The following is a 21749-nucleotide window of genomic DNA, read 5'->3' on the forward strand; positions in this document are numbered from 1 at the left end:
TAAACTAAACTTTTTGGACAGCCTCTTTTTTATCATATCAATTGTATTAAAATCTTGTAGAGGCGCCACCACCACCAGAGTGTCCTCCTCCAAACGAACCGCCAAAGCTACCGCCTCCAAAACTGCCTCCTCCAAACGAACTACCTACCCCAAAGCCAATGCCTCGTCGGTAATTACGGTTGTGTTCAATCTTGAAACTCTTTTCCTCTGTATGCAGGTGGTTGCAATTTTTGCAACGAAATTGCACTGTAATTTTTATGTAATCACCTATTGTATCTCGGGTTACTTTTTCGACAACGGTGGTGCCTGTGCGCTCACATTCTTCGCAAATCATCTCGGTGAGCAATCGCTTTTTGAGTCGTTTGCAATAAAAATACCAATAGATTCCAAAAGGTAGGGTAGGGAAGAAGAGTATGAATAGAGGAATGTATTTTTTTGAGATGCTTACATTTTCTATAGTTAGATACTTCACATAAGGCGATATAGCAGGATTAGCCATTTGTTCTTTTATTTCTTTTCTAGTCTTTCCAAAAATCATAAGAATAAAAAAGAAAAAAGCTATAGCGCTGTAGAATACTCCAGAAAACATTTCTTTTATTTCTTCCCACCAACTTGAGTTTTCTTGTGCTTCCAGTAGTTGTGGTAGGTCGGAATCGCCAGAAATGACTTTTTGTATTTCTTCAGCCCCTGCAATGAGTCCTGCACCATATTGTCCTTTCTTCATCAGAGGGATCATTGTGCGTGTTTGTATGAGTTTGCACAACCCATCGGGGAGAGTGCCTTCTAAGCCATACCCCACTTCTATAGTGATAGCTCGCTGCTCGGGTTCGGTGATCAAAAGCATTAGTAAGCCGTTGTCTTGGTCTTTTCGCCCTAATCCCCATTCAGTAAAAAGTTCATAACCAAAATCGCGTATATCAGCATAATCGTTGGTATAGCGAGGCAAGACTACCACTGCCATTTCCACTCCTTTTTCAGCGCGCAAGTCTCTACAAATAGCATTGAGACTATCAACTTCAGTAGTTGTGAGCAAATGCTGAGGATCGGAGGTGTACTGCTGGGCATCTTGCAGTTGTACGTTGGGCACTGTTTTTACCGTATAAGCCTCTTGAGCAAAGGAAAATCCAATGCCAATGATAAAGGAAAATAGTAGGGTTAATAGCTTGTTGTTCATTTTTTTAGAAACTTACTTTAGGAGCTTTTTCGCTACCTTCATCGGCTTTAAAATAAGCAGATTCATTAAATCCAAAAGCTGAAGCGAAGAGGTTGTTAGGAAAACGGCGGCGAGAGGTGTTATAGTCTTTTGCTGCGCTGTTGTAGTTTTTACGAGCTACAGCAATGCGGTTTTCACAACCTGATAATTCTGCTTGTAAGGCTGTAAATTGTTCACTTGCTTTCAGGTCGGGGTAGGATTCAGTAACCATCAACAAACGACCGAGGGCTTGAGAGAGTTCTCCTTGTGCTTTATTGTATTGGGCTAATGATTCGGCATCTAACTTCTCGGGGTTGATGTTGATTTGTGTCGCTTTGCTGCGTGCCTCTACAACCTCTTTTAAGGTAGTGCTTTCGTGTTTGGTATAACCTTGAACAGTTGCCACAAGGTTAGGAATAAGGTCGGAACGGCGTTGGTATTGGGTTTCTACTTGCGCCCACTCACTGTGCAATTGTTCTTGTTTGTTTACCAAGCCATTATAGGCTGAAACAGCAAATATTCCTATGAGCACTACAGCTCCAATAAGGATAAGAGTTGATTTTTTCATTTGTTTTTATCTTAAAAAAATTAATTCTGGCGCAAAGATAGTAATAATTTGTCAATTAACCAATTATCAATAGTCAATTGATATTCAAACATTTTGCTTCACTGAGGTTGGGAAAAATCACCACTACCATAAGTGTATCGTTGGCATTAATGTAGTGTGTTTGCAAAACTTGCTTGATAATCGCTTCACTTTCAGGTTCAAAACTCGATTTTACAATAGCTACTTCTTTTGGAAAAATCACCGCGGTTGCCTCTTTGCATAAATTGTAGTCGGAGGAGGGGCAATCTTCTTCTAAAAAAGGTTTTTTGCAATGCAATAGCTGAGTGTATTTATCTATCAGTAACCGTTTGTTGAATACCTCTTTTTCTATAAAACTATCGTTTTTGTACTGATATATCACATCAGTTTCATAGTCTATTTTGCTAAAAGACATTATCGGGTCTATGGCTATGTTGGCATCAGAGAATAGGAATTTTGCAAAGGTAAAATCTTCAAAACTTACAAAATTTTGTGACGATGCGTATCTTTGGTAGGCAAAACCTTCTTTTTTGGGGTAATATACGATTTTTTCGTTTTTCAGCAATTCGTATAGTTCAGGGTCTTTGTGTGATAGAACTTTTAAAAATTCAGTAGCCGAAAAACGTTTGTTATGAGCGTAGTAATAATCGTAGTAGTAGCGGTAGAGTCTGCTTTCTTTTTCAGCGTAATAAACAGCTGTTTTCTGTTGGGCATATTTAACAAAAAGGAATCCTGCTCCCGCTAAAAGGAGCAAAATGATAGCAACAATAGTGATGACTTCTTTTCTCATAGTGTAGCCATTTCTTCGTTTAGCCAATCGGCAAAAGGTAGTAATTCGCTGTCGTTTGTAAGAAGTTTTTGTAAGGTTTCTAAGTTTTTAGTAAAGTGTTCCATAGTTTAGGAGTTTTTGGTGCATTACACAAATTGTATTTGTCGTAATTCTTGTGATAAAGAGTGTAATTTCTCTTGAATTTTCATAGAAGTACGCTTTGTAGGTTTGCGATACCCTTGTACATACTGACTTAGTTGCGATTGATTAACTCCTGTAAGCCTACTCAATCCTGCATAGCTGAATACATTAGAATAATGTTGCAAAAATGAGGGTAAGTCATACAAAAATTCAAAAGTAGCCTCTACAAAAGGTTTTCCTTCTTCTTTGTAAAAAGCTTTCATATCAGCATACGAGGCTTTAAAATCAGCTAATGCTTCTTCTACAGTTTCACCTTCTCCGTGTATGCCATAGTTTAAAGTCTTATCATCTAAATCTATATATACACTATATGAACCATCATTAGCTCTTTCAATAAATGCTTTTACTTTATTCATAGTTATAATTTTTAATTATTGTTAATACCTGCATCTTTTAAAATACTTTTTAGTGTGCCAGTAGCTACTTCTTTACTTTTATGATTGCTCATTTTGAATCTTTTCTCTGTAATCGGACTGAACCATAAAGGGTGTCCATTGACTTGTTTACCAGTATCAAAGCAACCAAATTCTTTTAGTTTCTTTTCTAATTCCGAATATTTCATTGCTATAGTTGATTAATTTTTCTTTGCAAAGATAATGCTATTATTTTAATTAGCAAACTTTGCAATACAAAAAAGCACAATAACTAAAATGATTAGCTATTGTGCTTTTCTTATTTTCTTATCTCTTATATCTCTTACCTCTTACCTAAGCGAAGGATTTCTCCTACCCAAAGTACTACACTGGTAGCACCGATGATAATTGCCCAGTCTACCAATTTGAGAGGCGTTACATTGAACATCTGTCCACCGAAAGTAGTGATGAACACTTGTCCTAATACAATGGCTAAGGCGATGAGCATAAACCCTTGGCTCTTGCTAAGGTTGTTGAATGCGCTCTTGCCGGTACGGTAGGCTTTGGCATTGAACATATTCCAGAATTGCAAGAATACGAATATTGAGAAGAATAAGGAAAGTTCATAAGCTGATAAACTGCCTTCGGGAGCTCCAAAATGGAAGAAATGTCTTGCATAATCGCTGATAGAGAAGTCAGTGAGACTTGTGATGTCTTCATTCTTAAAATACTGAATGAAACCAAAGAGCAACAACACAAAGAATCCTCCTACCCCAAAGATGCCTTTTGCCATTGGAGAGCTGATGATATTAGCGCCACGCGCACGTGGTTTGTCGTTCATCACGCGGTTGCTCGGTGGCAATGATGCTAACGCCAAAGCAGCAAAGGTATCCATTATAAGGTTCACCCAAAGCATTTGGGTTACAGTAAGCGGTGATTCTACCCCTAAGAAAGCCCCAATAAGTACGATGATACACGCTGCTACGTTGATAGTCATCTGGAAGAGGATAAAACGCTGAATGTTCAAATAGAGCGAGCGTCCCCACATTACGGCTTTACCAATACTGCTGAATGAGTTGTCTAAAATGGTGATATCTGAGGCTTCTTTAGCTACTGAGGTTCCATCACCCATTGAAAGACCTACTTGGGCTGCTTTGAGGGCTGGAGCATCGTTAGTACCATCACCGGTTACAGCTACTACTTCACCTTTTTGTTGGAGTAAGTTTACTAAGCGTGCTTTGTCAAGCGGACGTGCGCGTGAAATCACACGTAGGTCGCCTATGCGGTCTAAAAGTTCGGCATCGCTCATTGCGGCAAACTCTACACCGGTAATCTGGTTGCGGTCGCTGCAACTGTCGTCCCACAAATGTATTTGGCGAGCGATTTCTCTTGCGGTACCAGGGGTATCTCCGGTTACAATCTTCACCTGAATGCCAGCGTGCATACACTCTTCAATAGATGCAGGTACATCAGGGCGTACAGGGTCAGATATGGCAGTGATACCTATAAAGTGCAAGCCGTTTACTACGAGCTTGCCGTTTTCTGAGATAATTGCTTTAGGGTCGTCAATCACTTTATACGCAAAACCGATAGTACGCATCGCTTGGTTTTGGTATTGCAAAAGTTTAGCCTCGAAATCGGCTTGCGAAATATCTGAAAGGAATTTACCGCCTTCGTGGCAGAAAGTCATTACTATTTCAGGAGCTCCTTTTACGTACAACACAGGTTTGCCAAGTGTAGGCGATTGTACCAAAGTAGCCATATACTTGCGTTCGGTAGAGAAGGTGAGTTGTTGTAATACCTCGCTCTCTTCGCGTATCGGCAAGTAGTTGATACCTTTGCCATAGAGCCACAAGAGGAGGGCTCCTTCGGTAGGGTTACCCAATACGTTGGGTTTATCTTTATCGGTGAAATCAAGATAAGCGGTAGAGTTCACAGCCATAGATTCGGCTATGAGTTTCTCATCAGTACCCGCGTTGAAGAAGGTTTCGTAGATGGTCATTTGGTTTTGGGTGAGCGTACCCGTTTTGTCGGTACAAATCACGGTGGTAGCCCCCATAGTTTCGCAAGCGTGCATCTTGCGCACGAGATTATTAGTAGCCATCATACTGCGCATACTGTAAGCTAAACTGAGGGTAACGCTCATTGGCAAGCCTTCGGGCACAGCTACTACTACTACGGTAATGGCAATCATCACGGTGTTGAGCAGGTAACCTCCAAACGATACCCAGTCGATTGTGTCTAAACTATGTTCAGCACTGGTGAAATACACGATAAGGCGACCTACAATCACCAAAGCAGCAATGGCATAACTGATTTTGGTAATCATTCCTGCCAAATGGTCTAATTGCTCGTTGAGCGGGGTTTTTACGCTATTGTCTATTTGTACACCTTCAAACACTTTGCCGTATTCGGTAGCATCACCCACTTTTTTCACCTCAAAAATACAATGTCCATCGGATACTGAAGTCCCGCGACAGATGTAGTTAGAGGGGTAAGTAGCTTCGGCTTCAAAATCGGCAGGGTTAGTAGTTTTGTGTACCATAGGCTCTCCAGTGAGCGTCGATTCGTTCACGTGCAACGATACTGCTTCAAGGAGTTCTCCATCGGCAGGTACCTCTTCTCCTGTTTCTAAGATAACCACATCACCTACTACGATATCTTTTTTGAGCACTTGAGTAATACGCTCATTGCGAATAACTTTATAGTAGATATCGTCGTTTACTTGATTGAGGATTTCAAATTGTTTGTTAGCTTTCTGTTCAAAATAGAAAGCCACTCCAGTAGCCAAAAGTACGGCAAAGAGGATACCTACAGGCTCTAAAAAGGCGTGGATACCCGTATTGTGTACTGTAAATTCATAGGTAGATACCCCAAATGAGAAGACGAGGGCTACCAGCAGAATAATGATAATAGGGTCAGTAAATTTCTCTAAGAATTGCTTCCAAAGAGGTTCACCCTCTACTGATGAGAGTGAGTTTTCGCCGTGTTTGGCACGACTTTCAAGAACTTGCGCATCGGTAAGTCCTTTGTAATGGTGTTTTTCTGCCATAGTTATTTAAAATGATTAAAGTGCAAAGATAGATATAATTAGCGAATTTGAGACATTAGTTAATCATCATCGCCCCAGCTGTGATGGTGACCACCACCCGAACCACCTGAGTGTATTTCGGAAGCGTGTGCCTCGTTATAATCGATAAACTTTTTAATTGAGATGCCTGTGCCAGCCATAGAAAGTGATAGCGCTGCAATGAGTAAGGCTTTACCTATACCATAGATAGCTGCAAAGTACAAACCAATGGCTGCCAACAGAATTACTACGGCACCTCCTATAAAAGCAATTTCACCAATTATAGGAATAAAAGAAGCGATAAGTACAAAAATTGCCAAAACGAGGGTAATCACTCCTAAGAGGTTGATGATGGTTTTTTTTACACTTTGAGGGCGCTGAGCTTCAAAAGTGTTGTTTTTTTGATATGTATTCATTCTAATAATAATTTTGGCGACAAAAATAAGAATAATTTGTTAATTAGCAAATTATACAATTCATCGCCAATACTATAAAAATCCTAAAACTACTACAAAAATAGAAAATACTAATACTACACCATCTAAAAAAATAATACTTTTCAGCTGATGAGGCTTGCGATATACAATTAAACTGTGAAGAATGCGAGTGACGAAAATTAATGCAAAAGCTGTAAAGTAATAATAGGAAGCAGGGTTGAGAGGGGAGTGAAAATCTAAGGAGAGAAATTGTGACAAATCACGGGTACGCCCACAAGTAGGGCACTCAAAACCGTAATGAGATTTGTAATAGCATTGTATTTTGGCAGGAAAATATTTTAGATATAGTATTCCCCCAAAAAACAATGCTATTAATATACTATTTACTAATAGATACTTATGTGAATTAGTGAGTTTCAATGTTAATCGTCGTCGTAATCTCTGTTATAAGAAGAATCAGTATCTAAGCTGTCGTTTTGTATTCTTTGAGAATTTTCGATAATAGCATCTCCCATAGCTTTAAGTGTAAAAAGTTGTACACCAGAGATGATAGTTCCTACTAAGGAAATTACTAAAGCTGCTATGAGCATATCTTTGTTTACTTGATTTTTATAGGCTAAATAAAGCCCTATGCACGAAATAATAAGACTAATAACCCCAATGAAAAAAGCGAAAGCTCCAAAACAAGGGATGAAAGCGATAGCAACGGTAAGAATTGCTAACACTAATCCTATTATACTTAAAGTGGTTACCATCGGATTGTCGTTGCTGTAGTGTTGCTGCTGCTGAGGTTGGAAATAGTTCTGAAAATTGTTTTGTGAATTGTCCATTTTTATTTATTTTTTATAACAGTCCGCAAAATAAGTAAGAAAAAGTAATATATGAAAATTTTTTTGTGTATTTTTTAAAATAGTTGTATCTTCGCCTCGTTATTCGTTATTCATCATTATGAAGAAAAACATACTCCTTGCTCTACTTTCAGGGGCTTTACTCGCAAGTGCGTGGGTAACCTATGGAATTACTATCTTGATATTCATTGGCTTTGTTCCTTTATTGCTGATGGAAGCGCGCATCCGTCACAACTATCGCCATACCAAGCGCAAAGTGTTTGCGCTCTCTTATTTAGCATTCCTCACTTGGAATATTCCTACTACTTGGTGGATATGGTATTCTACCCAAATAGGGGCAATTTTCGCTATTTTAGCAAATACGCTACTGATGACCCTTACTTTCTTCCTCTATCATATTGTTGCCAAACGAATGAACCGCAAGGTATCGCTCATCTTCTTAGTTGCAATATGGCTTTCGTTTGAGAAATTCCACCTCACTTGGGAAGTTTCTTGGCCTTGGCTGAATTTAGGTAACGTTTTCTCCGAGCAAGTTACGTGGATACAATGGTACGAATATACGGGTACTTTTGGGGGCTCTTTATGGGTGTGGATTGTGAATATCATCTTATTTTTGGCTGTTGAAAACTATCTTACGGCTAAAAACCGCAAAGTTCTTGCTCAAAAAGTGGGCTTGGCAATGCTCTTTTTTGCTGTGCCTATAGTGATTTCGTATTTCCAATACCTCAATTATAGCGAAGCAGGCAAGAAAACAGTTGATGTGATTGTCTTGCAACCTAATATCGACCCTTATGCCGAGAAATATTCACTTTCTAATCAAGAAGTAAGCAATCTGTTGTTGCAACTCACCGCCGATAAGTTGGACGATAAAGTAAATTTCGTCCTTACCCCCGAAACGGTCTTTGCTGAGAATATCAAACTGAACGAATTGCCTTATGCACCAGAGATAGATAGGTTGCGCACTTCTGTAGCGCGCTATCCTAAGCTCAATTGGGTAGGAGGCACTGCAATGATTGAGTTTGTGAGAGATGAAGCACATACCACCTCACAAAGCAACTATCTCTCTAATTATGGTATTTGGTACAACGATTACAATTCGGCTTTCTTGCTCAATCGCAATCCTGAAATGCCACTCTATCACAAGAGTAAATTGGTAGTAGCTGTCGAGAATTTTCCGTATCAAAATATACTAAAACCTATATTGGGCGAAACGCTCATCAATCTTGGCGGTACGGTAGCGCTGAAAACTACCCAACCTGAGCGCACAGCTTTCGCAGGGGTAGACACCGAGGGCAAGGCAGCACCTATCATCTGTTACGAAACGATTTACGGTGAGTTTGTAACGGGCTATATCAAGAAAGGGGCTAACTTTTTGGCTATCCTTACTAACGATGCGTGGTGGCGTAACACACAAGGGCACAAGCAACTCCTCAGCTATACCCGTTTGCGCGCCATTGAAACCCGCCGGAGTGTAGCCCGCAGTGCTAACACGGGGATTTCGGCATTTATCAACGGTAGGGGAGAGGTGCTCAAAACACTTCCTTATGGCACTCAAGGCAGTTTGAAAGGCACTATTGCCTTAAATGATGAAATAACTTTCTATGTGCAAATGGGTGATTACATTGCCCGTATTGCGTATTTCTTGGCGTTTTTTGTGTTTTTGTATGCAGTATTAAGGAAACGTGAAACCATCTAAAAACTAACGACAAATGAAGAAACCTAATATATTTTTAGCGATTTTAACGGGCATCGGCTTTATAGTGCTTTCTATTATTTGCGGGTTAGGGTCTTCCTTATCCTTAAGAATTATTGATGTACTTCTGTTATTTACACCTATAATTTTTGTTTTAGGGCTGCTTTGTTATTATAGTTTCTATTATAAGACCGTCAAAAAAATATTTTGGGTGAGTGTTTGTCTTACAGTATTAACAATGCTTTATACTTATCACAAAGACGAAATAGAAGAATCTTATACAGTATGGCAATCACAGCGGTTCCTTCCTAAAAATCTCAAAAACTACCCTGAACTTTCATCAAAAGAGCTTACACAAGGTAAAAAGACAATTACTCCGCTTTATGAAAGAGGAGGGTATTCGCTTAAGAAAAAGTTCTTCAACGATCAATATCAGTTAGTAACACTTTATAATAAATCAAATACTTCGTTTTATTTTTTTAAATTTGATACTTCAGGAAAAATAATTGACAGTTTGCCTCTCAATACAGCCGAGAAACAGAAACGAGAGTTTCATATCAAAGACAAGTATATCATTGATACTTATACACTCACTTACAGTACTTGGGCTATAGATGGCAACCCCGAATTTCGTCCGATGAAAGCCATTGAGGGTACTGATTTTTGGAAAGAAAACGATGTGAGAACTTATATATCCAAAAACCATCTACCCACGCCTACTTGTTATAAAATAGGAGTTAGAAACATAGAATGGCGCCCCGATAATCAAAAGTACTATACTACTTTTAATTATGAGAGTATTGTAGTGTTTATTCAAGACGGGATGCCTCATTATATTTGTTCTACTAATTACATTTACTCTTTTCAAAATACTCTTTTTGAGAGGACTTCCATATTCCCTCTTTTTATGAAATTGGGTGCTGACGATTTTTATTATAGTGACTTTCAAAGCACTTATACACGCCGTAAGATATTACCTCAGTATTTTTTGATAGAAGAAACTCTTGATAAAGGGGGAGAAGGAAAGCTATTTATGCAACTGCGTTTAGACAATGCTTCTATCTCCTTTAAAGTTGATACTTATACGTTGACATCTGAAGGTGTTGCTCTAAAAACCCCTACTTATTACCTTACCAAAGGCAATGAAGAACTCGAAAAGTTTGAAAAAGTAGATCTGTATAGCAACAAACTGCTACAATATCAATTGTTATCTATAAAAGGGCGACTATATATGGTAAAGTAGCTCGTTTTTAACCCCCTAACCCCTACCTCCTAATATGGAACACTATATTTCTAACGAAGTCCTTCTTTTAGAACAGCTTATTGCAATTGTAGAAGGCGATACACAACTAAAACTCTCGGAAGAGGCGGTGATTAATATCGAAACGTGTCACCGCTTCCTCAGCGATTATTGTAAAAAAGACTCTGAAATTCTAAACCGACTTTCAGTAGGTTCCCTATCGCTGTTGCGCCACTATGCTTGTGGAATAGGCGAGCGTATCCCCAATGAGATTGTCAAACTGATGCTCTTCCTTAAAATACAATCGTTTTCCTATGGTTATAGTGGGGTGCGATTGGCTTTGGTGCAACGCCTCATCGACTTTTATAATCAAGAGGTCTTTCCGGTGGTGTATTCTAAAGATATCCCCGATGAACGCATTGCTCTGGCACACCTCGCTCTGCCCCTCTTTGGTGAAGGCGAAGTGTGTATACACAACAAAATCTATTCGGCGCAAGAGCTGGAAGCTAAATACGGTTGGCAACCTCTATCTTTGGAAATGCGCGAAGCCGATGCCCTGCTCAACGGCACTCAGCTCACCACTGCTTATGGCATCTACAACCTTAGTAAATCGCTGAAAATCATACAGTGGGCAGACTTTGTATCATCGGTTTCTACCCAAGCTTTTGGTGGTAACCTCTCGGCATTTTCGGAAGCTATGCAAGTAGTGCGACCTCATAAGGGACTTGTGGAAACCGCCGAACATTTGCGCACACTATTAAAAGATAGTACCCTCGCTGCACAACCGCAAGCCTTCTCATCTATGCCCGAAGCTTTTTGCTCTATTCCTCAAATACACGGAGCTGTTCGCGAGTCGATTGCAGCCATTCGCAAGGTGATTAAAACCGAGATGAACTCAGTTACCGATAACCCTATTCTTTTCCCCGAGAACCAAGAAATTATCTTTGGGGGCAACTCACATACCCTGCCCCTCACCTTGGCAATGGACTTTTTGGCGATTACCCTTACCAGCTTGGGCAATATCAGCGAACGACGTGTGTTCTACTTGCTTTCTAATCTCGGCAAAGAGATAGAAACAGAAATAGATTACCCTATTTTCCAGCGTATCATAGAAGGAATATTGAATGAAAACCGCCGTCTTTCCATTCCTGCGAGCATCGAAAGTCCGATTTTATTTGAAAAAACAATAGATATAAAAGGAATGGGAGGTAGTTCGGCTATCAAATGCGAACAAGTAGTAAAGAATATAGAAGAAATATTAGCCATTGAATTGATTTTAGCTACTTCGCAGTGGAAAAAGAAGCAATTTGACTACCATTCTGCTTTGTTTAAAGAATATCTCAGTTTTATGGCAGAAGAGGAAGTAACTACCCTCAAAAAGCAAATAGAGCACACCATACAATTTTTTAATAGCACACAAAATTAAAACTTATGAAGAAATTACAAACGTTTTTGACTATAGTCTTTGCACTATTAACATTCATCACCTTTGCCCAAGATAATAACTTGATGATGTATATAGGCTCTTATACCGAAGAGAGTAATTCTAAAGGTATTTATACCTATCGTTTTAATCAGGAGAATGGAACTTTCGAACTGCTGAGCAGTGCCACCGCTGCTAATCCTTCTTTCTTGACGTTATCTCCCGATGGAAAACGCCTATATGCCGTAAGTGAATATAACGATGGGCGACAAGGAGCCTATTCGTTTGATGTGAGTGAAGATAAAGTACAGCTAAGCAATCCTATATTCCTGCCTACGGCTCCTAAAGAATCCTTGCCACGAGCAGGTGCCGACCCTTGCCATATCGTAACCGACGGTAAATACGTCATCACAGCAAATTATACAGGGGGCGACATCAGTGTTTTCTCATTAGATGCTGCAGGGAGATTGCAAACTGAAGTACAACACATATCCTTTGTAGAGGCTTTGCACGGCAGTGCATCTCATATCCATTGTATCATTCCTACCCCTGAGAAGCGCTATGTGTTGGTTACTAATTTAGGGAAAAATTGTGTGTATCGCTTTCGTTACAAAGCACGGAAAGCCTCAAAAGGCGTTAAAGTGCTCAAAGATATGAAAGTTGCTTATCGCATTAGTGATACCATACAAGGCCCTCGCCATCTTACTTTTAGTAAAGACGGTCGTTTTGCCTACCTTATCAACGAATTAGGAGGTGAATGTGTGGTACTCAGCTATCACAAGGGTAAACTGAAAGAAGTACAGCGTATAATGGCTGATGAAGGTGGCGGGCGTGGTAGTGCCGATATACATATCAGCCCCGATGGGCGTTTTCTGTACACCTCTCACCGATTAAAGAAAGACGGTATTGCAATTTTTGCTATCGACCCTGAGAAAGGTACTTTAACCAAAATAGGCTACCAACTCACGGGTATTCACCCTCGCAATTTTGCTATTACTCCCAATGGAAAATACCTTTTAGTAGCTTGCCGAGATGATAATAAAATTCAGATTTTTCAACGTGATGAAGAAACTGGCGAACTGACTGAAACGCCAGAAGAGATTGAGATAGATAAACCTACTTGTATTGTGTTTGGAAAATCCAACTAAAAACACTACTTTTGTCGCACAAAATTATTAATTCTCAATTGTTCATTGTTTATGACCGACTTAGAAATCGCCCAAAAAGCACAGATGCACCCTATTAGAGAGGTAGCTAAAAAATTAAACATCAGCGAGGACGACCTCGACCCTTATGGAAAATACAAAGCGAAACTGCCATTGCGCCTCATCAATGCAGAGAAGATGAAACACAGTAAGTTAGTCCTTGTTACGGCTATTACGCCTACCCCTGCGGGTGAGGGCAAAACTACGGTGAGCATTGGTCTGACGGAAGGACTTAACAGAATAGGCAAAAAAGCGATTGCCGTATTGCGAGAACCATCGTTAGGGCCTGTTTTTGGGATCAAAGGAGGGGCAGCTGGTGGAGGCTATTCGCAAGTGGTGCCTATGGAGGACATCAACTTGCACTTTACGGGCGACTTTTCGGCTATTGAGAAGGCTAATAACCTCTTGGCAGCGGTTATCGATAATAACATCCAGAGCAAAACTCACTCTATAGGCATCGACCCGCGCACGGTGGTGTGGAAACGCGTGATGGATATGAACGACCGTGCACTACGCCATATAGTAGTAGGTTTAGGCGGTGCTACTCACGGAGTACCTCGCGAAGACGGTTTTAACATCACTCCTGCTTCCGAGATTATGGCAATACTATGTCTTGCCGAAAGTTTTTCTGACTTGAAAAAACGTATTGGCAATATCTATGTAGGCAAAAAGTTTGACGGCACCCCCGTATTTGCCCGCGATTTAAACGTGGTAGGGGCAATGGCGCTACTGCTCAAAGAAGCCATTAAGCCTAACTTCGTGCAAACGCTTGAAAACAATCCTGCTATCTTGCACGGAGGCCCGTTTGCCAGCATTGCACAAGGTACGAACACTGTATTGGCTACTAAAATGGGACTATCGTTGGGTGACTACGTGATTACCGAAGCAGGTTTTGGCGCTGACCTTGGGGCTGAGAAATTCCTCAATATCAAATGTACTTCAGCAGGCTTAGCCCCCGACGCAGTAGTGATTGTAGCAACGATTCGCGCCTTGCGTCATCACGGAGGGGCTAAAAAAGAAGAATACAACACTCCTTCCTTGCAAAAAGTGAAACTCGGTATTGCCAATTTGGAAAAACACATCGAGAATGTACAACTTTTTGGTCTCAAAGCAGTAGTAGCGATTAACTATTTCCCTAACGATAGTGAGGAGGAAATCGCCTATGTAAAAGAAGTATGTGTTCAAAAAGGAGTGCAAGCTATTGTGAGCAAAGGGTTTAGTGAAGGAGGTAAAGGTACTGAAGAGCTCGCCCACGCGGTGGTCACTATAGCCCAAAGTGGTGAGAGTCATTTTAGTCCGTTGTATAGCAATGAAGCGAGTATAGAAGAAAAAATAACGGCAGTAGCTACTAAGATTTACGGAGCGAGCAAGGTGAATTACAACAGTAAAGCCGTAAGTCAGTTGAAGCAAATCAAAACATTAGGCTTTGATAAAATGCCTATTTGTATAGTGAAAACCCCTAAATCGCTCAGTGATGACGAGAAGAAACTCGCCCGTCCTACCGATTTTGAGGTAACCGTGCGAGAGTTTGAATTTGCCTCTGGGGCGGGCTTTGTAATCCCAATATTAGGCGATACGGTGCGTATGCCAGGACTCCCCAGTGTGCCTGCTGCCGAAGGTATGGATATAGACGATGAAGGCGTTATTACGGGACTCTCGTAATTTGCTAACTCTCAAATTTGCAAATTTCCTAATTATTATTATCTTTGCACCGTACTAATTAATAAAATAACAAACTCTTCAATTGGCTAATTGGCTAATTGACTAATTAATAAATTATTTTTATGGCAATCAACTTACAAAAAGGACAACGTATAGACATTGGTCTACAAAATTTAACTATAGGATTAGGCTGGGATCCTAACGAGGGTACTGGCTACGATTTCGATTTAGACGCTTCTGCTTTTATGATAGATGCACAGCGCCTTATCCCTTCTGAACCTTTCTTTGTGTTCTATGGCAATACCGATTCTCCCGATGGTGCCCTCCACCACACTGGCGACGACCCTACAGGAGGGAACAGTGCCGATGGCGACGACGAGAGTATACAAGTAGACCTCGCTAAAGTAGACCCTCGAGTAACCGAAATTCTTTTCGTGGTAACCATTCACGATGCACTCAACCGCAAACAAAACTACGGACAAGTGCGCAATTCGTACATCCGCATCGTCGATAACGCTAACGGCGAAGAGGTAGCTAAATATGAATTAGGCGAAGATTTTTCTATAGAAACAGCAGTAGAATTTGGTCGTCTCTATAAACACAATAACAAATGGAAATTTGAAGCCTCAGGCATTGGCTACAAAGAAGATTTAGCATTTTTCCTTTCTAAATACTACAAAGGCGAAATTATTAAATAACTAACTAACAAATATAATTAATATTTCATTTGTCAAATTAGTGCGAGTTTTTAATAACTCACATCAAAATATCTTAAACACTATGGAACAAACCTTAGAACTACAAGTACTCGATACAAACGCTCAAGTAATCGATAAGAACGGTAATGTAACCCTTCAAAACCTTACACCTGCCGATACCTCTAAGTACGAACTTATCGCTGCCAATATAGAAGAAACAAACCCTAACTCAGTAATCAACTTTGGTGCTGAGTTACAAAATACATTGGCTTCACAAAGTGATAGCTTTTTAAATAATGTACGCCGCTCTAACTCTGGTGAGGTAGGCGAGCTCATCAATAAATTGCTCGTAGAACTCAACTATGTAGATGTAGATGAACTCGAAGGTAATAGCTTTAAAAAATTCTTGCGCAAAATACCGCTCTTGGGGCGTATGGTAACTACAGTAGATAATATTTTTGCCAAATACGACAAAATAGTGAACAACATCACCGATATTTCCAATAAGGTGAATGCAGGAGTTATCAACTCTACTAAGGATAATGCGGTGTTGCAAACCATTTTCGGTAGCAATGTCGATGCGATTAAAAAGATTGAAGAGTACATCATTGCAGGTAGTTTGCGCTATGAGAAAACCAAACAAGAACTCGCTCTGATGGAAGCAAACCCCGATGCATATCAAGATTATCAAATTTCCGATAAACGCGACTTCGCCAACCGCTTAGACCGCCGTTTAGCCGATTTGAAAGTAGTGCGCTTCATTATGTTGCAATCGTTACCTCAAATCCGATTGATACAGAACAACAACGTGTCAATAGCCGAAAAAGCACAAACCATCCTCACTACCACTTTACCTGTTTGGAAAAACCAACTTACGTTAGCTGTAGCCTTACACCGTCAGCAACAACATATTGAGGTACAACAACGCGTATCGCAAACCACCGAAGAAATTTTGCGCAAAAACGCTCAGCGTCTCCAACAGAATACCGTGAATGTCGCTCGTGCTAACGAACAAACAATCGTGTCTATTGATACCTTGCGTGAAACTACCACTTCACTCATCAACACCCTCAACGAGGTAAAACAAATCCAACAACAAGGAGAGCAAAGTCGCCGCTTGTTGGACAACGAATTGCAAAACTTAGAAACAACCCTTAAAAACCAATTGCAAAACAGAAAGTCATAACACTTGGGAACAGAAACAAAAATACTGAATGATAGCAAACGGAGGTTGCAAAAACTTAAAATATTAGAGAATTTTTTCAAACAACCCGACTTGGTAGGTATAGTGGTACGTACCGAGATTATCCATTCATTTTTTGAAAAAAATGCCGAAGCCTTAGATGTGAACAAGTTGGAACTGTTCCACTTGCAGTATACCGATAGCCTTATTGAGCTACTCACCAAACTCAAAAAGCAAAAAGAAGCTGCCATCATCAATATTGATACTGAAATTACAGCCCATCAGGATTATATTGCGCAGCTGGCACGCCAAGGCAAAGCCGAAAACCGTTTTGAAACCGACCAGCGGTATCACGAGGCTGAGGTATCGGCGGTGTTTCAAGCCGCTTATAGTACCCTCACAGGTAGTTACAAGCCTTACAATCTCACGGCTATCCGCAGTTTCCCTAACCTCTATGCCGAGGAATATTTTCGCGACGACGATGATATCACACACCTATTAGTAGTGCCAGGAACGAAACTCTACACCTTAGAAGGGCTGAGTATCGAGCGCCTATTGCTCTCCCGTTTGGCGAGCAAAAACTTCAAAGTGCGTTTTAAGTGTGGTTTCAATGTAGATTTCCAACTCTTCGAGCTGTTTAGAATCCTCGGCTCCGATGATGAGTTTATTTGGAATCTGCAAACCAATGGCTTCTATTTGCTAAAAGATGCCTTCAAGCACCAACTGAATCGCGAAAAAAACGTGAGTAATGGTCATTCGTTAGTGGGGGAATTGGAACGCAAAATAAGAGACTTAGAAGAAAAACGCAAAGAGATACGCAACAGTTTCCCCGAGGATGTAAAAGAACTCTTGGCAAAGTACCGTGAAACCATTGACAACAACAACCTTACTGATGAACAATTGAATATAGAGGAAGAAAAAAACATCCTCACCTCTATGCTCGATTTAAACCTAAACAAGTAACACCTCAATTAGCAAATTACCTCATTGACTAATTAATAAATTATTTTTATGGCAATCAACTTACAAAAAGGACAAAGAGAGAGCATCAATGCTCCTAAATTCACCGTAGGTCTGGGTTGGGATACGAACAGCTCTACTACAGGTACTGATTTCGATTTAGACACCTCGGTATTTATCTTAGGCGAAAACAAAAAATTGTTGTCAGATAGCCACTTCGTGTTCTACAACAATCTCAAATCACCTAATGAAGCAGTAGTGCACACCGGCGACAACCGTACAGGAGCAGGCGAAGGCGACGACGAGCAAATCCTTGTCGACCTCTCTAAAATAGAACCTAATGCAGCCGAAATCTGCATCGTGGTAACTATTCACGAGGCTGCTCAACGCGGTCAAAACTTCGGGCAGGTACGCAATTCATTCATTCGCATTTTCGATTCGGTTACCAATCAAGAATTGCTAAAATACGAATTAGAAGAGGATTTCTCTATCGAAACAGCCGTAGAGTTCGGTCGTATCTACAAACGCAATGGCGAATGGAAGTTCGAAGCGGTAGGTATGGGTATGAAAGGCGGTTTGGAAGACTATCTCAACAAATACAATTAACTGAATTATAAACCTCTCAATTAGCAAAATCTCTGCTAATTGATTAATTTAAAAATTATTTTATGGCAATCAATCTACAAAAAGGTCAAAAAATCGACCTACGCAAAGAATCTGGCGAAAAGCTACAAAACTTCTGTATTGGAGTGAACTGGGGCGCTATCGAAACTAAAGCTCTCTTTGGTTTGATGAAAAACAAACAAGACGTCGATTTAGACCTTAGTTGTATTCTCATCGACGACAATAATAATGTGTGCGACCACCTCTATTCTCCTTTGTATAACCCTCAAGTCTTACAACAATTTGGGCTTCCTAAAGGAAAATTAGATTCCAATGACGGTGCTCTTCACCACACCGGCGACGATTTGCAAGGCGATAAAGGAGGTGACGATGGTCTCGACAACGAAATTATCACTGTAAACTTAGATCGTGTAGCTCCTAATGTATCTAAAATCTTCTTCTTCCTCAACAACGTAGGTAAAGAAGACTTTTCACAAATCCCTTATGCTAAAATTCGTATGTTCGAAGGAACACCACAGCGTGTAAACTCTGTATTTGCCTCTTACAACGTAGCTGCCGAACCTGCTTACGCTGGTAAACGCGCTCTTATTTTGGCGAAACTCTACAAGAGAAATGGCGAATGGAAATTTGATGCTATCGGTGATCCTGTCGACGATTCTTTCCTTGGTCAAACCATTCACCGTATTGTTCAAAGCTATTTATAATCTAATCTAAAAGCTCTTGTATCATAAACTTTGTCAAAGTCCCAAAACTTTGACAAAGTTTATAAAAACTGATTATCAATAGCTTTTGAAGTATGCTATGTAGGGGCGTTTTGCAAACGCCCATTGCAAACGCTCGTACAAAAATCTTTTTGGACAATCTTTTAAAATATGTAATACAATGAGACGACTTCCCGTATACCTCCTCTTAGATACTTCCGGATCAATGACCGGCGAACCTATTGAGGCAGTGAAAAATGGCGTGCAAATGATGATTCATTCGCTGCGCCAAAACCCTCAGGCTATCGAAACCGCTTTTGTGAGCATCATCACTTTCGATTCCGATGCTAAACAACTTATTCCCCTTACCGATTTAGCTTCTTTCCAAACAGTAGACCTCAAAGCTGCTGGCACAACAGCTCTCGGTGCAGCTCTAAGCCTCCTCGCCGATAAATTGGAAAATGAAGTTACCAAAACAACTCTCGAACAAAAAGGCGACTGGAAACCTATCGTTTTTATTATGACCGATGGTGTCCCTACCGACGATTGGCAAGCGGGATTCCAAAAACTCAAAGCCGTGAAAAAAGGATTGATAGTGGGATGTGCCGCTGGTAATAACGCCGACGATAAAGTGCTCAAGGAAATAGCCGACCAAGTAGTGCGCCTTAGCAATACCGATGCCGATAGTATTGGCAAATTTTTCCAATGGGTATCTGCCTCTATTGCCACTACCTCTACCAAAGTAGAAGAAACAGGTATCGACCTTACCAAAAAAGACCAACTCCCTCCTCCACCAAGTGAATTAGTAATTGTTTCCTAACGATGAACAGACGACTCTTAGCTTATTTTCTTTTAGACACTTCAGGCTCAATGAGCGGTGAACCTATCCAAGCCCTCAACAACGGCTTCTATGGGCTCATCAATATGCTACGCAACGACCCTCAAGCGATGGATTCCCTCTATTTGAGTGTCATTACTTTCGACCGTGAAGTGCGCAATATCATCCCGCTGATAGATTTAGCTTCTTTTCAGCCTATCGAAATCAAATGTCCCGAAAGTGGGCCTACTCACACTGGCGAAGCTCTTGAAATGGTGTGTGATTTGGTAAAAACTGAACTCATCAGAGGTTCAGCACAACAAAAAGGCGACTGGAAACCGCTTTTATTTATCTTTACCGATGGCAAACCTTCCGATATACAGAAGTATCGTGAATATATCCCTAAAGTAAAAGCCTTAGATTTTGGTGTGATTGTAGGTTGTGCCGCAGGGCCAAAAGCCGAAGTGTCCTACCTCCAAGAACTCACCCCCGATGTGGTAAAACTCGATACCACCGATGCCAATATGCTCACTACCTTTTTCAAATGGGTAAGTTCATCTATAGAAATGGGCGGCAAATCACAAGGCACCGGAGAATCTATGACTCTCCCACCTCCACCCCGTGAACTCAATTTAGTAGTATAGAAAGGATTATGATTAAGTAAATAATTCTCATTATTAATTTAAAATTCATCAAATGAAAACTCTTGGTCTTATCAAAAAAATATTCCTCCTACTTATAGCAACTGTTACATTGGTAGCTTGCTCTAAAGGTAGTGATAACAACGAGCCTACTCCTAAACCAGATCCTAAACCAGACCCCAAACCTAATCCTGAGGTTAAAATTCTTGATTTAGGATGGGCAATCAACCCTAATATCAACCAAAAAGAACAGCACTACATCACTTTCTACACCCAATCCACAAGTGCACAGATTGAAATAAATGCTATCGGTAAAGGATGGGTAGACCTCAATAACAACGGCCTTCAGGATGAAGATGAGCAAACCCAAGTGTTTACTAATCCCCCTAAAAACTATACTTTCAAGAGTGCGGTGGTAACTTTCTATGGAAACTTTACCCGTTTTATAGCAAACAAAGTTAAGATAAAAAATATTGATCTCTCTCACTCTCCAGCTTTGAAAACCTTATCTCTTGAAAGAAATGAACTCGCTCACTTAGATCTTAGTAAGAATATTGCTCTCTCTGAAGTTTGGATCAATAACAACCAAATTAAAGAAGAAGCTATGCTTGCAATTGCCCAAAGTATTCCTAAAAAAGAAATTAACAACAAGGCTACTATCTTTCTGCAATCTTTTAAAGAAGGTACTTCCGAGGCAAATAAAATTAACAAACAGGTGTTAGACCTATTAACTGATAAAAACTGGGAAGCAAAGTTTTATGAAAAAGATGAGTACAAGGAATCTTATGATGACGACCCTTTCCCTATGGAAAATATCCCCACAGGTGATTATGGCATCTATATAGGTAATAAACAACTTACAGCTACCAATTATTGGAAGATTACCTCTGAGAACTTCCCAGCTCTTGAATCTGGTGTTATTCGCTATAAACCCAAAAAACGTATTCTTATCCTCAATGGAGTCTCTATTAAAGTTACAGAAAAGGAGGATACAGATGGTATTTCTCAAACAGAAAAAAAATCCGCTGATCTTACCATTGTACTACAAGAGAATAATAAAATCTATTCTAAAAATCATTCTGCTATTGCGGTACTTAATGGAAGTTTAAAAATTACAGGAAATGGTACCCTCAATTTATTTACAGAAGCATATCTAATAAGAAATATCAATGTAATAAAGGATCTTACCATAGAAGGAGGGTGCTCTATTGAATCAAATGGTCAAATAATTGCAGATAAAACACTTGTTGTTAATCGTTCAAATGTCTATGTAAAAGGAACAAGTCAGCCTGTTATGGTAGGTGTTGAAGCTCTCAAACTTCTAAATTGCAGGGTAGACTCTCCCAAAGGAACTTCTATAAAAAAATGGCAAGATCATTTCTTTACCTTTATGAAATCTAATAACTACGACTATTGTACAGAAATTAAAATAGTAGCAAACTAAAT

At 40.1% G+C, this 21749-nt stretch carries 21 protein-coding genes; 13 read left to right on the top strand and 8 right to left on the bottom strand.

All coding sequences use genetic code 11. The features are described 5' to 3' along the window. Window positions 1–46 precede the first annotated feature (46 nt). From HMPREF9073_RS06485 to HMPREF9073_RS06525, 8 genes are all read right to left on the bottom strand, one after another. On the bottom strand, window positions 47–1174 hold the full coding sequence (locus HMPREF9073_RS06485; protein ID WP_009413182.1) for a YgcG family protein: 1128 nt from the start codon (window positions 1172–1174) through the stop codon (window positions 47–49). 4 nt (window positions 1175–1178) lie between these two features. Continuing rightward, window positions 1179–1760: a LemA family protein gene (locus HMPREF9073_RS06490; RefSeq protein ID WP_002679465.1), complete on the bottom strand. Its 582-nt coding sequence runs from the start codon at window positions 1758–1760 to the stop codon at window positions 1179–1181. Between the two features lie 73 nt (window positions 1761–1833). Further along, on the bottom strand, window positions 1834–2568 hold the full coding sequence (locus tag HMPREF9073_RS06495) for a hypothetical protein (protein ID WP_009413183.1): 735 nt from the start codon (window positions 2566–2568) through the stop codon (window positions 1834–1836). A 125-nt stretch (window positions 2569–2693) separates the two neighbouring features. Beyond that, the gene (locus HMPREF9073_RS06500) at window positions 2694–3104 is read right to left on the bottom strand and encodes a type II toxin-antitoxin system HicB family antitoxin (RefSeq protein ID WP_009413184.1); all 411 of its coding nucleotides are present in this window, start codon (window positions 3102–3104) and stop codon (window positions 2694–2696) included. An 11-nt stretch (window positions 3105–3115) separates the two neighbouring features. After that, window positions 3116–3310 carry a type II toxin-antitoxin system HicA family toxin gene (locus HMPREF9073_RS06505; protein ID WP_009413185.1) on the bottom strand — a complete coding sequence of 65 codons (195 nt, stop codon included), beginning with the start codon at window positions 3308–3310 and terminating at the stop codon, window positions 3116–3118. A 134-nt stretch (window positions 3311–3444) separates the two neighbouring features. Further along, entirely contained in the window at window positions 3445–6153 is a 2709-nt protein-coding gene (locus HMPREF9073_RS06510) for a calcium-translocating P-type ATPase, PMCA-type (protein WP_009413186.1), read from the bottom strand. Between the two features lie 59 nt (window positions 6154–6212). Next, complete coding sequence (locus HMPREF9073_RS06515; protein WP_009413187.1) at window positions 6213–6587, bottom strand: hypothetical protein; 375 nt, start codon at window positions 6585–6587, stop codon at window positions 6213–6215. A 443-nt stretch (window positions 6588–7030) separates the two neighbouring features. Beyond that, window positions 7031–7438, bottom strand: coding sequence for a hypothetical protein (locus HMPREF9073_RS06525; protein ID WP_009413189.1), 408 nt, complete (start codon window positions 7436–7438; stop codon window positions 7031–7033). A gap of 118 nt (window positions 7439–7556) precedes the next feature. On the opposite strand from HMPREF9073_RS06525, the gene lnt reads away from it, so the two are divergent. The 13 genes from lnt to HMPREF9073_RS06590 all read left to right on the top strand — a co-directional run bounded on the left by lnt (window position 7557) and on the right by HMPREF9073_RS06590 (window position 21747). Beyond that, the gene (gene lnt, locus HMPREF9073_RS06530; protein ID WP_009413190.1) at window positions 7557–9152 is read left to right on the top strand and encodes an apolipoprotein N-acyltransferase; all 1596 of its coding nucleotides are present in this window, start codon (window positions 7557–7559) and stop codon (window positions 9150–9152) included. Window positions 9153–9387: 235 nt separating this feature from the next. Next, a complete protein-coding gene (locus tag HMPREF9073_RS06535; RefSeq protein WP_232212899.1) occupies window positions 9388–10392 on the top strand; it encodes a hypothetical protein in 1005 nt (334 codons plus the stop codon). 34 nt (window positions 10393–10426) lie between these two features. Then, window positions 10427–11815: an aromatic amino acid ammonia-lyase gene (locus tag HMPREF9073_RS06540; protein ID WP_009413192.1), complete on the top strand. Its 1389-nt coding sequence runs from the start codon at window positions 10427–10429 to the stop codon at window positions 11813–11815. A gap of 5 nt (window positions 11816–11820) precedes the next feature. After that, entirely contained in the window at window positions 11821–12960 is a 1140-nt protein-coding gene (locus HMPREF9073_RS06545; RefSeq protein WP_009413193.1) for a lactonase family protein, read from the top strand. Between the two features lie 51 nt (window positions 12961–13011). Further along, window positions 13012–14679: a formate--tetrahydrofolate ligase gene (locus tag HMPREF9073_RS06550; RefSeq protein ID WP_009413194.1), complete on the top strand. Its 1668-nt coding sequence runs from the start codon at window positions 13012–13014 to the stop codon at window positions 14677–14679. 122 nt (window positions 14680–14801) lie between these two features. Further along, window positions 14802–15377, top strand: a complete 576-nt coding sequence (locus HMPREF9073_RS06555; RefSeq protein ID WP_009413195.1) for a TerD family protein — start codon at window positions 14802–14804, stop codon at window positions 15375–15377. A gap of 82 nt (window positions 15378–15459) precedes the next feature. Further along, window positions 15460–16563, top strand: a complete 1104-nt coding sequence (locus tag HMPREF9073_RS06560) for a toxic anion resistance protein (protein ID WP_009413196.1) — start codon at window positions 15460–15462, stop codon at window positions 16561–16563. Between the two features lie 3 nt (window positions 16564–16566). Continuing rightward, window positions 16567–17523, top strand: a complete 957-nt coding sequence (locus HMPREF9073_RS06565) for a hypothetical protein (protein ID WP_009413197.1) — start codon at window positions 16567–16569, stop codon at window positions 17521–17523. Window positions 17524–17571: 48 nt separating this feature from the next. Next, a complete protein-coding gene (locus HMPREF9073_RS06570; RefSeq protein ID WP_009413198.1) occupies window positions 17572–18126 on the top strand; it encodes a TerD family protein in 555 nt (184 codons plus the stop codon). A gap of 62 nt (window positions 18127–18188) precedes the next feature. Further along, window positions 18189–18848, top strand: a complete 660-nt coding sequence (locus tag HMPREF9073_RS06575) for a TerD family protein (RefSeq protein ID WP_009413199.1) — start codon at window positions 18189–18191, stop codon at window positions 18846–18848. Between the two features lie 178 nt (window positions 18849–19026). Then, window positions 19027–19665 carry a VWA domain-containing protein gene (locus HMPREF9073_RS06580; protein ID WP_034555551.1) on the top strand — a complete coding sequence of 213 codons (639 nt, stop codon included), beginning with the start codon at window positions 19027–19029 and terminating at the stop codon, window positions 19663–19665. Between the two features lie 2 nt (window positions 19666–19667). Further along, window positions 19668–20306, top strand: coding sequence for a VWA domain-containing protein (locus HMPREF9073_RS06585; protein ID WP_034555552.1), 639 nt, complete (start codon window positions 19668–19670; stop codon window positions 20304–20306). A 52-nt stretch (window positions 20307–20358) separates the two neighbouring features. Continuing rightward, on the top strand, window positions 20359–21747 hold the full coding sequence (locus HMPREF9073_RS06590) for a hypothetical protein (RefSeq protein ID WP_009413203.1): 1389 nt from the start codon (window positions 20359–20361) through the stop codon (window positions 21745–21747). Window positions 21748–21749: the final 2 nt, after the last annotated feature.

Origin of the sequence: Capnocytophaga sp. oral taxon 326 str. F0382 (genome assembly GCF_000318295.1) — a bacterium.
GTDB lineage: Bacteria > Bacteroidota > Bacteroidia > Flavobacteriales > Flavobacteriaceae > Capnocytophaga > Capnocytophaga periodontitidis.